This window comes from Flavobacterium sp. TMP13 (assembly GCF_050847115.1).
Lineage (GTDB): Bacteria > Bacteroidota > Bacteroidia > Flavobacteriales > Flavobacteriaceae > Flavobacterium.
Genome location: NZ_CP193656.1, coordinates 761582 through 776282 on the forward strand (window position 1 = coordinate 761582; position 14701 = coordinate 776282).

11 protein-coding genes are annotated in these 14701 nt (G+C 35.0%); 3 read left to right on the plus strand and 8 right to left on the minus strand.

Going from position 1 to position 14701, the window contains the following annotated elements:
• Positions 1-29 precede the first annotated feature (29 nt).
• Genes ACRASX_RS03345 through ACRASX_RS03355 form a run of 3 tightly spaced genes read right to left on the minus strand, consistent with a single transcriptional unit; the run spans position 30 to position 2074 of the window.
• Positions 30-575, minus strand: coding sequence for an ExbD/TolR family protein (locus ACRASX_RS03345; RefSeq protein ID WP_066311198.1), 546 nt, complete (start codon positions 573-575; stop codon positions 30-32).
• Positions 576-594: 19 nt separating this feature from the next.
• Positions 595-1206 (minus strand): ExbD/TolR family protein, encoded by a 612-nt coding sequence (locus ACRASX_RS03350; RefSeq protein ID WP_066311205.1) that lies wholly within the window; start codon positions 1204-1206, stop codon positions 595-597.
• A gap of 46 nt (positions 1207-1252) precedes the next feature.
• Complete coding sequence (locus ACRASX_RS03355; protein ID WP_066311206.1) at positions 1253-2074, minus strand: MotA/TolQ/ExbB proton channel family protein; 822 nt, start codon at positions 2072-2074, stop codon at positions 1253-1255.
• Between the two features lie 375 nt (positions 2075-2449).
• Between ACRASX_RS03355 and ACRASX_RS03360 the strand changes: the two genes are divergently transcribed.
• A complete protein-coding gene (locus tag ACRASX_RS03360; protein ID WP_432222408.1) occupies positions 2450-3970 on the plus strand; it encodes a helicase HerA-like domain-containing protein in 1521 nt (506 codons plus the stop codon).
• Between the two features lie 45 nt (positions 3971-4015).
• On the opposite strand, the gene ACRASX_RS03365 is transcribed toward ACRASX_RS03360, so the two are convergent.
• Together ACRASX_RS03365 and ACRASX_RS03370 are read right to left on the minus strand one after the other, a co-directional pair.
• On the minus strand, positions 4016-5359 hold the full coding sequence (locus ACRASX_RS03365; protein ID WP_432222409.1) for an FAD-dependent oxidoreductase: 1344 nt from the start codon (positions 5357-5359) through the stop codon (positions 4016-4018).
• A gap of 195 nt (positions 5360-5554) precedes the next feature.
• Positions 5555-7939 carry a penicillin acylase family protein gene (locus ACRASX_RS03370; RefSeq protein WP_432222410.1) on the minus strand — a complete coding sequence of 795 codons (2385 nt, stop codon included), beginning with the start codon at positions 7937-7939 and terminating at the stop codon, positions 5555-5557.
• A gap of 88 nt (positions 7940-8027) precedes the next feature.
• Here ACRASX_RS03370 and ACRASX_RS03375 point away from each other — a divergent pair, with 88 nt between their 5' ends.
• Positions 8028-9590 carry a hypothetical protein gene (locus ACRASX_RS03375; protein ID WP_432222411.1) on the plus strand — a complete coding sequence of 521 codons (1563 nt, stop codon included), beginning with the start codon at positions 8028-8030 and terminating at the stop codon, positions 9588-9590.
• Positions 9591-9674: 84 nt separating this feature from the next.
• On the plus strand, positions 9675-11468 hold the full coding sequence (locus ACRASX_RS03380; RefSeq protein ID WP_432222412.1) for a hypothetical protein: 1794 nt from the start codon (positions 9675-9677) through the stop codon (positions 11466-11468).
• 59 nt (positions 11469-11527) lie between these two features.
• Here the strand turns inward: ACRASX_RS03380 and ACRASX_RS03385 are convergent, their stop codons facing one another.
• The 3 genes from ACRASX_RS03385 to queA form a co-directional block, all read right to left on the minus strand.
• Positions 11528-11962: a YMGG-like glycine zipper-containing protein gene (locus ACRASX_RS03385; protein WP_066313400.1), complete on the minus strand. Its 435-nt coding sequence runs from the start codon at positions 11960-11962 to the stop codon at positions 11528-11530.
• Between the two features lie 86 nt (positions 11963-12048).
• A complete protein-coding gene (gene kynU / locus ACRASX_RS03390; RefSeq protein ID WP_432222413.1) occupies positions 12049-13332 on the minus strand; it encodes a kynureninase in 1284 nt (427 codons plus the stop codon).
• Positions 13333-13535: 203 nt separating this feature from the next.
• Positions 13536-14585: a tRNA preQ1(34) S-adenosylmethionine ribosyltransferase-isomerase QueA gene (gene queA / locus ACRASX_RS03395; protein ID WP_066311235.1), complete on the minus strand. Its 1050-nt coding sequence runs from the start codon at positions 14583-14585 to the stop codon at positions 13536-13538.
• Positions 14586-14701 lie beyond the last annotated feature (116 nt).

Genomic DNA, 14701 nt, shown 5'->3' on the forward strand with positions numbered 1-14701 from the left:
ATTAGGTTATTAAGAAAATAGGACAAAGCCTATTTTCCGTCTAACAATTTTGTTTCTTCTGGCGAAAAGTCATTTACAATTGCATATGTCTCTACTCCAGTAATTGCCATCTCATCTAATACATCAACTAAGTTTTTATATTTAGATTTCTTACTCGGTTTGATAATAACGATGATACCTTTATCTTTAGTACCTGTATACTCAATAACCGATTGTTTTCTTGCTACAAGCTCTGGACGGATTCCGTTTTTGCCATAAGCGATCTCTTTTGGTCCTGCAATTGGATTATCTAGTAACCCCATATAATAAACCAACTTCCCATTTTCACCTAATAACAAAGTTAAAGTTCTCTTTTCATCAACTTTAATTTCTGCGTTTAAATCAGGATTCTCGTCTTTATCTGGCAATGCCAAACTCATCGATTGAGGCTTTGACAACGTGGTAGTCAACATAAAGAAAGTAATCAATAAGAAGGCCAAATCTACCATAGCAGTTAAATCTACTTTTGAGTTTTGTTTTTTACTTCTTACTTTACCACCTTTACCGCCACCGTCGCCGGTATTTAATTCAGCCATTTTAGTGTGTTTTTTTTAATTAAAAGTCATGTCCTCTTTTACCGGTCACTAAACTAAAAGTATTTACTTTTTGATCTTGCAACATATCCATAATCTTTCTGATTGCTGGATATTCTTCTTTAGCATCTCCCTTTATAGCAAACTGTAATTCCTTATCGTTTACTTCTATGTTTGCTTTACGCGCACTGAAAACCCAGTCTTTCAACTGATTATCCAAAGAATCTTGAGGTATACCCGGTTGATCTGCTTTACTTCTATCTGCACCTTTCATTTCAATGATCGATTTCAAACTTGTCATAGGGACACCAAAATCATTCATTAAAGAAAAAGCAGTTTTATCGCCTTCAGAAAAAGTAACACCGTACTTCTCCTCCATTAACTCTAAAGTTTTAATTCTAACGTCTTTTCCTTTTAAATCAAAAAAGACTTTTCCTTTACCAACCGTTAGAGTAGCTAAATCAGAATCTGGTAATTTAGTCTCTACTGTTGAAGCAGGAGTATCCACTGGCAGTGCCTCTGGAACTTTAGAAGTAGCGGTCAAAATGAAGAACGTCAACAAAAGAAATGCAACATCACACATGGCAGTCATATCCGTAGACATAGACTTTTTTTTCATTTTTATTTTCGCCATTATCTTTTATTTTAAATTTGGCATTACTAGCATGCCAAAAAAATTATTATTGTTTTAAACTTCCTCTGAATTTTCTGTATGTGTTAACAATAGTAACACCAGCCTCATCAATAGAGTAAGTTAAATCATCAATTTTAGATGTAAAGAAATTGTAAGCAATAATTGCAAAGATAGAAGTAGCAATACCTGTAGCTGTATTTACAAGTGCTTCAGAAATACCTGTTGCAAGAGCTGCTTGGTCAGGAGAACCTGCAGATGCTAATGCACCAAACGCTTTGATCATCCCTGATACTGTTCCTAATAATCCTCCAAGAGTTCCTAAAGATACTAATGCAGAAATAATAGTCATATTTTTCTCTAACATTGGCATTTCTAATGAAGTTGCCTCTTCGATTTCTTTGTGAATTGTTTCAGAAGCTTCTTCAGAATTGAATCCTTCTTTTTTCACATCTTGGTATTTAACTAACGCAGATCTAATTGCATTTGCAACAGAACCTTGTTGTTTATCGCATAAAGCAATAGCTCCTTCGATGTTTCCTTCTTTAATGTTTCTTTGAACATTAGTCATAAACGTATCTAAATTAGATTTTCCAGCTGCTTTAGAAATAACAAAAAATCTTTCAAATGAAAATACAACAACCATTAACAACATACCTAACAAAATCGGTACGATAAAACCTCCGTGGTAAACCATTCCTAGCGTATTCAAAGGAGTTCCTTCTGGATTACCGCCTTCAAAGTTAGCTGGAGCACCCATGATAAATTCCCAAATTAACCAACCAACAAAAACACAAGCTACAATAATGATTCCTGAAACCATTCCTCCTCCATTTGAAGTGCTTTTCTTTTCAACTTTAACGTTTGCCATTTTTTTAATTTTAATAGTTTTAAATAATTTTATTTTTTAGTTATAATAAACTTGTAGTGGAGCAAATTTATATGTTTCATTGAAATAAAAAAACTTTTTTTAATTTTATTGCAATTAATTTAACGCAACAATCAAAAAAGCGACATCGTTTTCGATAGTGCATTGATGAAATAAAACATAAAAAATAATTTTTTATGAATAAAATTGCATCCTTTCATTAAAAAACACGCTAAACACGTAGATTATTCACTAAATGTTAATTAAAAAAAAATAATCACTATTTAAATAAAAACGTGATAATTAGGTGTCGATGCCAATTTTCAGCTATTTCCGCAAAAAAACATATATTGCAAACTCTAAAAAACGCTAAAGAACATGGGTAAAAAAGACGATTTCATTCAAAATATAACAAATGGGTACCAAACCAAGGGAGAAAGCATCATTTTGGGTGGAGCTATGTTGGACGGTGAGGCAATTGCAGATACGTTTGTAAAAATCCCTCTCAAAACACTTAACCGACACGGGCTAATTGCAGGAGCAACAGGAACGGGAAAAACTAAAACAATTCAGGTTTTTTCAGAGCAACTTTCGCAAGCTGGAATTCCTGTTTTAATGATGGATATTAAAGGAGACTTTAGTGGAATTGCCAAAGAAGGAGAAGAGAAGTCCTTTATTACGGAACGTCATGCAAAAATAAATTTACCGTATAAGACTGCACACTTTCCTATTGAATTAATGACGCTCTCTGAACAAGGTGGTGTTCGATTGCGAGCGACTGTCTCTGAATTTGGACCCGTCTTATTTTCTAGGATTTTAGATTTGAATGCTACGCAATCTGGAGTGGTTTCGGTCATCTTTAAGTTTTGTGATGATAAAAAAATGCCTTTACTGGATTTAAAAGATTTTAAAAAAGTAATTAACTATATTACCGAAGAAGGGAAAGAAGAAATTAGCGCGAACTACGGAAAAATCTCGACTTCGACCACTGGAACTATTCTGCGCAAAATTATAGAATTGGAACAGCAAGGTGCCGATTTGTTCTTTGGTGAACTTTCGTTTGAAATAGATGATTTGATGCGAATTGATGAAAATGGACGCGGCTACGTGAATATTATTCGTCTAACCGACATTCAGGATAAGCCAAAATTATTCTCGACTTTTATGCTAAGTTTATTAGCTGAAATATACCAGCAAATGCCAGAAAAAGGAGATGCTGAACAACCCGAATTGGTTATTTTTATTGATGAAGCACATTTAATTTTTAATGAAGCGAGTAAGGTTTTATTAGATCAAATTGAGTCTATTGTAAAATTAATTCGTTCGAAAGGCGTGGGTATTTACTTTGTAACGCAAAATCCAATGGACGTTCCTAGCGGAGTTTTGGCACAATTAGGACTAAAAATCCAACATGCTCTGCGCGCTTTTACCGCTAATGACAGGCAAGCAATTAAGAAAACTGCGGACAATTACCCAACCTCTGAATTTTACAAAACAGACGAGCTTTTAACGAGCTTAGGAATAGGTGAAGCTTTGGTTACGGCTTTGAACGAAAAGGGAATTCCAACCCCGTTAGTTGCTACCATGATGCGTGCTCCAGAAAGCAGAATGGACATACTAACCGAAAGTGAAATTCAGGAAATAAATTCGAAATCGAAATTAGTTAAGAAATACAGTGAGCTTATTGACCGAGAAAGTGCTTATGAAATGTTGACAAAAAAAATCAACGAAGCGGAAGTTATTGCTACGAAGCAACAAGCTGAAAAAGTAGTTAAAAAAGCAACCAAGTTAGAACCAACTACGACAGAAGTAGTAGGAAAGTCAGTTTTAAAAATTTTAACAAGCGCGACTTTTATACGTGGGGCTTTTGGCGTTCTGTCTAAAATGCTTAAAAAATAAATCAAAAAATAAACCCGTTTAAAATATTTTAAACGGGTTTACTTTTTACGCTTTAGCTAATAGCTCTAGTATTTTATTCTCTACTATTTCAGAATCCCAAATTGTTTCAATATCGGGTAATTTTAATACATTTTGCATGATCTCATTTTGAAAATCACCTAGCGCTAACGCCTCGGTATACGGTCGATCGCTAAAGGTTACTCTACTATATAAGGGAATCCATTTTTCGGGAAATTTTTCCGCAAATCTTTTTTCTATTTTCTTCTGCAATAGAAATTTTTCGTCGGCAGTTTTAGAACTCATCTCCATAAAATTACGGTACGATAATTCAGCGATGGCGTCTGCGTTGGGTTTTCTATCAATTTGATATTCAGAAAAAATGGTTTTCCAATCGTCTCCAAATTCCTGCATCTTTTCAAATAAAACAGTAATATCCTCGAAACCGGCGTTCATTCCTTGTCCATAAAACGGGACAATTGCGTGACAAGCATCTCCAATAAGAGCAATTTTATCAGTGTACGTCCATGGAAAACACTTCATGGTGACCAAAGTACTTGTTGGATTTTTAAAGAAATCTTCCGCTAACATGGGAATTACTTGAATGGAATCTGGGAAGTTTTTCTTGAAAAAAGTTTCTAATTCTTCTTCATTATTTAACTCTGCTAATGAATTTTCTCCTTCAAAAGGCATAAATAAAGTACATGTAAAGCTACCGTCTTGATTGGGCAAAGCAATTAGCATGTATTCACCTCGTGGCCAAATATGAAAAGAGTTTTTATCTAATTTATGAGAACCATCTGCATTAGCAGGAATGTGTAATTCTTTGTAACCAATATTTAAAAATTCTTGCGAATAATTAAACATACTCTGACGTTGCATGCGATGTCTGATTCTAGAAAAAGCACCATCAGCTCCAAAAACCATATCGTATTTTTTTTCGGTCCACTCACCTCTTTCGCTTTCCCCAATGTGCAAAGTAGCATCGCTTAAAGTAACGTCCCAAATTTTTTGATCGAAGAAAAAAGCAGCTCCTGCGTGCTCAGCCAGATCAATCATTTTTCGATTTAAAGTCCCTCGAGAAATAGAATAAATAGATTCGCCCTCTTGCCCATACGGCTGATAATTGAACTTATCAACCAAATGAATAGCACGTTTGTCCATTGGGATAGCAATTTCGCGAACTGCATCGCCAACTCCTACACCATCTAATGCTTTCCAACCTCGATCAGACATTGCTAAATTAATTGAACGGCCAGAAAAAGTAATGTTACGAATATCAGGACTACGATCGTATACATGAACTTCGTGACCTGCTTTTTTAAGATAAATTGCCAATAGTGAACCTACTAATCCTGAACCTACAACAGCAATTTTAAGTGGTGTTTGCATGAATAACGAATATTTATAAGTTCGTAAAAATACTAATAATCTAAGGAAAGAATTTGCAAAGCTCTAAATATTTGATTTTTACTTCGAAACAGCTTCGAAATTTATGGACTAAACAGATTCACAGATATCAATTCCGCTATAAAAGTTAAACTCAAAACCACGATTCAATCGCAAATAATTTATTCTGAAAGAAGCTTATTTAGTTTTAAAAACAAGCTTAGTGGACGACTTTACAATTTCATTTTTGTTCAATTTCATTTTTCTATATTTTCCACTGTTATACAACAAGGCTTGATCTTTATAATGTTTGCTAAAAGGATTTCCTGATTGTCCTGTTGGCAAGATACTCCAGCTATTTTCGATATCTGCAAAATCAACAACACGTCTTGTAGATGGCCCACCAGTCACTTTATAATTTCCGTCTTCAGAGAAAGAAAAAAATTGATTATCAATAACCTCGTTCGATCCAGCAGTACCAAAAGGTCCCACATTAAAAATACTACGTAATGCTTTGACAGTTCCTAACGGATGCCCGTATTCGACAGTGTGGACATTTTTCCATTGCCAATCGTTTGTCTTTGTTCCTAATTGCTTTTCTAAGTCTACCACAGCTTGGTGAAAGGATTTTAAAATAATATCATTTTGGGTTTCTTTCAAATCGACAGTTCTCACATCATCCCACCAAATCGATTGCTCATTATCCAATTGTTTGGCGATGACTTGCTTCATTAAATGCGTCCCTAAAAAAGATTCAAAATGGTCTTTTCCTAATTCATCTTCAAAAGTGTTTTTTAAGTACAAATAAATCCATTTGTTATAAATGGTCGGTGCTACATCTTCTAAATTATTTGTCCCTTTCCAGCTTTTCATTATCGAAAGTACTTCGCTTTCTTTAGGAGTTAATTTCTCGCCTGCTACAAACTTCACTAATTTTTTTACCACTTTTGACGCAACGCTCGACGTATTATCAAACATCATTGTACTAACACTTTTTTTATCCCAGTTCGACTTTTCATCCAGCAACCGGACAATTCGTTTCGCGCGATCTTCTGGTAAATAATAGCCCGGATATAAATAACCATCAATGGCTGCTGGCTGATTGTTTGCAGAGTAAACGTAACCTAATTTTGGGTTTTCAGCCGACGGATTTTTATCAAAATCAAAGTATTCCATAATGTCATCGGTACCAGAAGCACCAACCAAGATAAAATTTGTATTGACTCCTTTGTTGTGTTTATATAATTTTCCAGTTGCCCACCATGCTACATTGCCCTTTGCATCACCGTACATTACATTTAATCCTGGCGCAGCGACCAATTCAACTGCTTTTTTAAAGTCGTCTTTGCTTTTCGCATGAGACAATCCGTACACTGCATCTAAAAGCAAGATTGGTTCTTGGGTATAAATCCAAGACATGGCGAGCGGTTTTTTACTCTTTACATCCAATAATAAATCATTCATCAGTGGTCCGTGACGACTTACTTTCACCTTTAAAATAACATCTGACGTGTCTTTTACCTTGATTGTTTTAATTCTCGTAGTGTAGTTTTCAAATCCATTTGGTGTCTGATATTCGTTTTCATCATTTACGTTATTTGTCTCTTCATAAAAATCAACATCATCATTTTCGAACATCGTCAAACCATACGAATACTCACGATTATGAGCTAATAACGGAAATGGAGTTCCCGCCAAATAACAGCCATACATTTCATAATCTGGCGTTATCAAATGCGCTTCGTACCACGTACCCGGCTGTGAAAACCCGATGTGCGGATCGTTAGCAAAAATTACTTTACCACTTTTGGTTTTCGTACCAGCTACGACCCAACTATTACTTCCTACAAAAGCAGCGACAGGCATTTTCTCTAAAAGAGCCGCAATTGATTTGGAAACAGCGGCATATTCTTCACTTTGATTTTTGGTGCTTTTAATCTGTGTTGTATTAAACTCTCCTTGCAAACCAAAATCTTTAAGATATGCTGCCCCCAACTTATTTTTGATATCTGAGAGTAATGGATCTGTTTTTTGCGCTATGGCAAAACTAAAAGCCATATAACCGTAAATATTATACACATCTTTTAATGTGAACTGCTGCTTTTTGATTCCTAATATTTGAAATTCAATTGGAGTAACTCCCTCTTCTAAATATTGATTAATTCCCTTTAGATAAGCCATTGTCTGCACATAACTCGGGCTATTTTTATCCAGCTTAGCAATCGCTTTAGCGGAAGCTTCTTCGATACCAAGTCCGACAAAAAAGCGGTCATTATCCAAAGCTACTGTTCCAAAAATTTCAGACAGACGTCCTGAAGCAATTCGGCGCATCAATTCCATTTGCCACAATCGATCTTGTGCATGAACGTAACCCAATGTAAGCATCGCATCTTTTTGTGAACTGGCATAAATGTGCGGAATTCCAAATTCATCAAAATAAACTGTAGTTTCTTTTTCTAGATTTTTTAGGCGCAACTCTCCTTCGTACTTTGGTTTCATATAAAAAATAAAACCTAAAACTCCAAAAATAAGGAGCAGCAACACGCCGCCAAATACAAATAAAATTCTCTTCAAGTTTTTCATAAAATCCACAAATAATAATTTCAACAACTTATAATCATATAAGACTAACTGTTTTTAAATGTATACATTTAAGCTAAATAACCAACAAATGACTTTAAATAAAAAAATAATTATCGGGATCAGTAGTATAGTGGTGGTTTTGGTAACCGCTAATTTCGGTTTGAATCTTTGGCTCGAAAAAAAACTGCCGCAAATCATTCAAGAGAACAACACTACTCCGTACGAAATCGGCTATAAAAAATTAACTATAAATATTTGGTCAACCAGTATTCAAGCCGATACTGTGGTAATTAGTCCCAAAGTAAAACCAAAAAACAGCAAAGAAAAACTTGGTATTTACGGTACCATCAACACTATTTCTGTAGCAAATTTTAGCATTTGGGAACTCTTGATCGGCAATACGATCAGGGCGCAAAGCATTACGATCAATCAACCTGATGTTATTTTATACTACCAAAAAGAGAAAGACAAAGACCACTTTGACCGTGTAAAAAATGATGTGGTCGGTCCGTTTGAGAAAATAATTAAAGTACACGATATTTATCTTAAAGAAGGTGCTGTAACTATGGTAGCAACTACTACCAATAAAGTATTTTTTGATGCCAAAAACGTTGCGATGAATGTCGAAGGAATCAAAATCGATGAAAATACGTTACAACAGAAAATCCCATTCACGTATTCAAAATATGAGTTGAAGATTGATTCGATTTTATATCAGCCTAACGTTTTTTATAAAATGAGAATGGAACATCTTATTATTGAAAACCACGAATTAAAGGCCAGTAATTTTCAGTTATTGCCTCTTTTAGATCGCCATCAATTTGTGCAAACCGTAAAGACAGAAAAGGATTTGTTTATTGTAAAAGCCAAAGAATTTACGGTAAGCGATATCGATTGGGGATTTAAAAACGAGCACTTATTTTTTAATGTGAAGAACATTTTACTAGACAAAGTGGATGCTAACATCTATCGAAATAAAATTCCGGCCGATGATTTGAGTAAAAAGAAATTGTATAGCGAATTATTACGGAATTTAAAGTTTGCGATGACCATTGAAAATCTTGAAATGCGTAATTCAAAATTGGTGTATGAAGAAGAGGTTACTTTCGATAAAGGGCCAGCTGTACTGACTTTTGACCGCTTTAATTTAAAAGCTACTAACATTCAAAGTGGCTTAGGTTTGATAAAAACGGAAGATTTAAAAATAAAAATCAATTGTATTTTTATGAAAAATTCAGCTTTAAACGTTGACTGGAAATTTAATGTCCTCGACAAAAACGATAGTTTTAACATTAAAGGTACGATTGCCGACTTTGATCTAAACGCGATGAAGCATTTTACTATGCCGTATGTTAATGCTTCTTTTGACGGAAAATTTAAAAAATACAAGTTTGACATTTGGGGAAATGATCTAAATTCTAAAGGAAATGCATCTTTAGATTATGACGATTTGGACGTAACTTTTTATAAAAAGAAAGAGCCTCGCAAAGAAGCGAAATTAAAAAGCGCCGTGGCCAATTTATTCGTAAAAAAGGATTCTGATGAACACGCAAAAACGTGCACAATGGAATTAGAGCGCATTCAGGAAAAATCATTTTACAATTTCTTATGGAGAAATGTAGCAGAATCCTTGAAGAAAATCTTGATTTAACACCGCGCTTAAAAAATGTTAATATGATAAATATCAGCTTTTAACATTCAGATTTTAGCAATATTTGTCGTTTATTTTATACTTATGAAAACAAACGACATACATACTTTTCACATTCCAGTAATGGGATTGGCGTACACGATCGACACTCCGATTCGTGTAGCGCAGTACGGAATATCATCAGTAATTTCGATTGCAGATGATGATTTAATTGAAAAAATGAATGCTTTTTACAGCAAGAAATTCCAATTACCGTATCAAGAAATCACTCAAAAAGTAGCTGACTACAGAGCAAAGAGAATTACATCGTATCTTAACTTAGTAGATCACATTGTGACGCAGAAAGTGGAAAATTTTAAATTAGAACTAGCTAAAAGCAAAGAAACGTTAGACAGCTATTTAGAAATGCTTCCTAATACTTCTGATCTAAAAAAGAGCGTTCATCACTTTATTCAAGAAGGTCTTGATTTTAAAGAATCGGTTCAAAACTACATTGAAACACAGCTTTGTGCTGGCGCAATTGATGTGAACATAATGACAAAATTAGATAAAGATAATTTTGTAGACAATGTTGCTCTGCCTGTGGAATTTAACGACGCTCACGCTGCATTGCGAGGTTTTGCTAACAGTAATTTGAGCTCATCTGTTGTATTATCTGCAGGAATGAACCCAAGATTATTTGCTTACTTCGAAAATTTTGATGTGTTCTTTCCTTCGAAAGACCAACCTCTAAAAAAGAAAATAACTTTAAAAGTAAGCGATTACCGGTCGGCCTTAATCCAAGGAAATTTTTTAGCTAAAAAAGGATTGTGGGTTTCTGAATACCGAATTGAATCTGGTTTAAATTGCGGCGGTCATGCATTTGCCACAGATGGTTTTTTATTAGGTCCAATCTTAGAAGAATTTAAGGAAAAGAAAGCCGAACTGCAAAATACCGTTCACGAATTACTGAGTAAGACGTTAGAAAGCAAAGGAAAATACGTTCCCGAAAAGCCGTTGGCGATAAAAATTACCGTTCAAGGCGGGGTTGGAACTGCAGAAGAGCACGATTTTTTATTACAACATTACGAGGTGGATTCGGTGGGTTGGGGTTCTCCTTTTTTATTAGTTCCCGAAGCTACATCTGTGGATGCTGAAACCCGAGAATTATTAGCCAAATCAAAAGAAGAAGATTTGTATTTGAGTAACATTTCGCCTTTAGGCGTTCCCTTTAATACTGTAAGAGGAAGTTCTAACGAAAATTTTAAGCAAAAAAGAATTGATCAAAATAAGGCAGGAAGTTCGTGTCCAAAAAAATTCTTGGCTTTAAGTAAAGAAATGGGGCCAGAAGGAATTTGTACGGCTTCTAAAAAATACCAAGACCATAAATTGGGAGAGTTAGAATTAGAAAAAGCAAACTTAGACCCCCAAACCTATGAGTATAAAAAAGAGGCAATTACTGAAAAATCTTGTCTGTGTGTTGGTTTAGCGAATGCTTCTTATCTTGAAAATGATATGCCAATAAAAGGCCAAGCGCAAGGTGTAGTAATTTGTCCTGGTCCAAATATGGCTTATTTTGACCAAGAAGTTTCTCTGAGTAATATGGTACAACATATTTATGGAAACAAGTCAGTTTTACGAGTAGATAATCGTCCGCACATGTTTGTGAAAGAGTTGAAAATGTATGTTGACTATTTTAAGAAAGACTACCGTTTAAAATTTTCTACGGCAAACGCCAAAGAGCTTAAAAAACTGGAAGCTTTTAGAGATAATCTGATTACTGGAATACAGTACTACGAAAACTTATTTAAAAACGTATTTTCTTTTACGAATGAAAAAAGCATCATAAGCAATCAGCTCAATACTTATAGAGCGGAATTATTAACTATTACTTTTTAACAAAAAAGGCTGAAATCAAAATGATTTCAGCCTTTTTTTATGTTTGTATTTAAGTCTTTCTAATTTTTATTCTTTTTAGAATCGTCAATTATAGCTCCAGTACCAGCACCAACACCAGCTCCTACTACACCACCAATAATTGCGCCTTGTCCTTTTTTCTTACTCGTGATTGCTCCAGTCGCAGCACCAACTCCAGCACCAATTACCGCTCCCTTAGCCGCATTGCTCCAACCTTTCTTTTTCGCTACAGGTTGTGCTTGTGTCGAAGCATTTTCGGAAGTATTAGTGTAGGTATGCGTTTCAATCCTTTCGATTTGTTTTGCTTCTTTCGCTTTTGCAATTTCAATTTGCATAGAATCGATTACTTTCTGCTTTTGCATCTCCACTTTCATTGAATCAATTGTAGCTTGTTTCGCCAATTGCATATCTGCTTTTTCTTGATTTTGACAAGAGAACAAAGTAATAGCTATCGCTAATGTGTATAAGATTTTCATGGTATTATTTTTTAAATTAGTATTAGCAAATATCGTTCCTTTTTTAAAAAAAATTGTTACATAATTACATTTATATTTTACATCGATCACGATTCTAATTTCGTTAAAATCCCTTTTTTAAGAGTCTGTCCAAAATGATACATGTCTTCGTAAGAGCAATACAATGGAACTGGTGCTAGTCTAATCACATTAGGCTCACGCCAATCTACAATTACACCACTCTTCATCAAGTAACCAAATAAGTCGCGGCCTTCTCCGTGCAATAAAACAGATAATTGACATCCTCGTTCATCAGGATTCGATGGTGTAATTATTTCGAAAGTGCTATCTACTTCTTTGTCTATTTCGTTTAAAATAAATTCTAGGTAAGCGGTGATTCTAGTTCTCTTTTCAATTAAAAGATCCATTCCTATTTCGTCAAACATTTCGACAGAAGCTAAATACGGCGCTAAAGAGAGCACAGGTAAATTACTAATTTGCCATCCTTCGGCTCCTTGAACGGGATCAAAAGTGGGCTCCATTTTAAAACGGCGTTCTTTATTGTGTCCCCACCAACCGGCAAAACGTGGCAAGTTACTATTGTGATGCTTTTCATGTACAAAACAACCCGAAGCATTTCCAGGTCCCGAATTCATGTACTTATAACTGCACCACGCGGCAAAATCAACGTTCCAATCGTGGAGTTCTAATTTAATGTTTCCAGCGGCATGCGCCAAGTCCCAACCTACTTTTGCACCGGCTTCATGCCCCGCAGCAGTAATGGTTTTCATGTCAAAAACTTGTCCGGTATAATAGTTCACTCCGCCAATTAAAACTAAAGCCAACTCGTCGCCAACTTCTTTTATTTTAGCGACAACATCTTCGGTACGAATGTTATGTTCTCCTTCTCGACGTTTTATTTCTACAATCGTATCCTCGGATTTGTAGCCGTGAAAATGGACTTGACTTTGAAACATGTATTGATCGGAAGGAAATGCTTTTTCTTCACAAATAATTTTATACCGTTTGCCTTTGGGTTGGTAAAAAGAAACCATTAGTAAATGCAAATTGACCGTTAGCGTATTCATTACCGTAACTTCTGACGGCAATGCACCGACAATTTTACTAAGCGGTTTTGCAAAACGCTCTTGGTAATCCCACCACGGTTTTTCAGCATAAAAATGACCTTCTACCGCTAAGTTTGCCCAATCGTTCATGACTTCATCTACATACGCTTTGGTTCTTTTGGGCTGTAAGCCCAACGAATTTCCAGTAAAATAAATAACCCGTTTGTCGTTTATTTTTGGGAAGATAAATTCGGATTTGTATTTGTTTAAAACATCTTTTTTATCGAGTTTTTGAGCAAATTTAAGGTTGTTTTGAAAAGTCATTGTTTCTTATTTTGTTTTGTAAAAATAACATCTTTTGAATAAAAGACCTTGAATTTAACAAAATGTTGTTGGGAATTGTAAATGCGTTAGGGATAGAAGCAGAACGCTTTTGATAACAAAACGTGGAGCGGACAGCCCGCAATACGTCATAAAAAAAGCCCATCAAGATTGACGAGCTTTTTTAAACTATTGAATGGTATGTCTTAGATGATTAACATCGCATCTCCGTAAGAATAGAATTTGTATTCTTCTTTAATTGCTTCTTCATACGCTTTTTTCATTAAATCGTGTCCACAGAACGCAGAAACCATCATTAATAAAGTCGATTTTGGAGTATGAAAGTTCGTAATCATGCAATTTGCAATACTGAAATCGTGTGGTGGAAAAACAAATTTGTTCGTCCATCCTTCGAATGTATTAAGTGTTCCTTGCGACGAAACAGCACTTTCGATGGCACGCATAGAAGTAGTACCTACAGCACAAATACGTTTTTTCTTAATTTTGGCATTGTTCACGATATCACACGCTTTTTGCTCAATAATTAATTCTTCTGAATCCATTTTATGTTTTGATAAATCTTCTACCTCAACTGGATTAAAAGTTCCTAATCCTACGTGAAGTGTAACTTCAGCAAAATCAATTCCTTTAATTTCTAAACGTTTCAAAAGGTGTTTAGAGAAGTGTAATCCCGCAGTTGGCGCAGCTACAGCTCCTTCTTCTTTAGCATAAATCGTTTGGTAACGTTCCGCATCCTCTGGAGTTACCTCACGGCTAATGTATTTTGGAATTGGTGTTTCTCCCAGTTCTGTTAATTTATTTCTGAATTCTTCGTACGAACCATCGTACAGAAAACGAAGGGTTCTTCCGCGAGAAGTGGTATTGTCAATTACTTCAGCCACTAATGCATCGTCATCACCGAAATACAATTTGTTTCCGATTCTGATTTTACGTGCTGGATCTACCAAAACATCCCAAAGACGTTGTTCTGCATTTAATTCTCTTAGCAAAAATACTTCGATTCTTGCTCCTGTTTTTTCTTTATTTCCGTACAAACGAGCAGGAAAAACTTTGGTATTATTCAAGATCAAAACGTCTCCGTCATCAAAATAATCGATAACATCTTTAAACATTTTGTGCTCGATTGTCTGTTTTTTACGGTCGATAACCATTAGACGAGATTCGTCTCTGTTTTCCGCAGGAAATTCAGCAAGAAGTTCTTTTGGTAAATCAAATTGAAAATGAGATAATTTCATGCAGTCTTATTATTTAGACTGCAAATATACGACTGTGAGATAGGCGTTGTCAAGTGTTTTGACCTTTATTTTCAAAAACATCTGATTTAATGATAGTTACAAACGATTTATAAAAA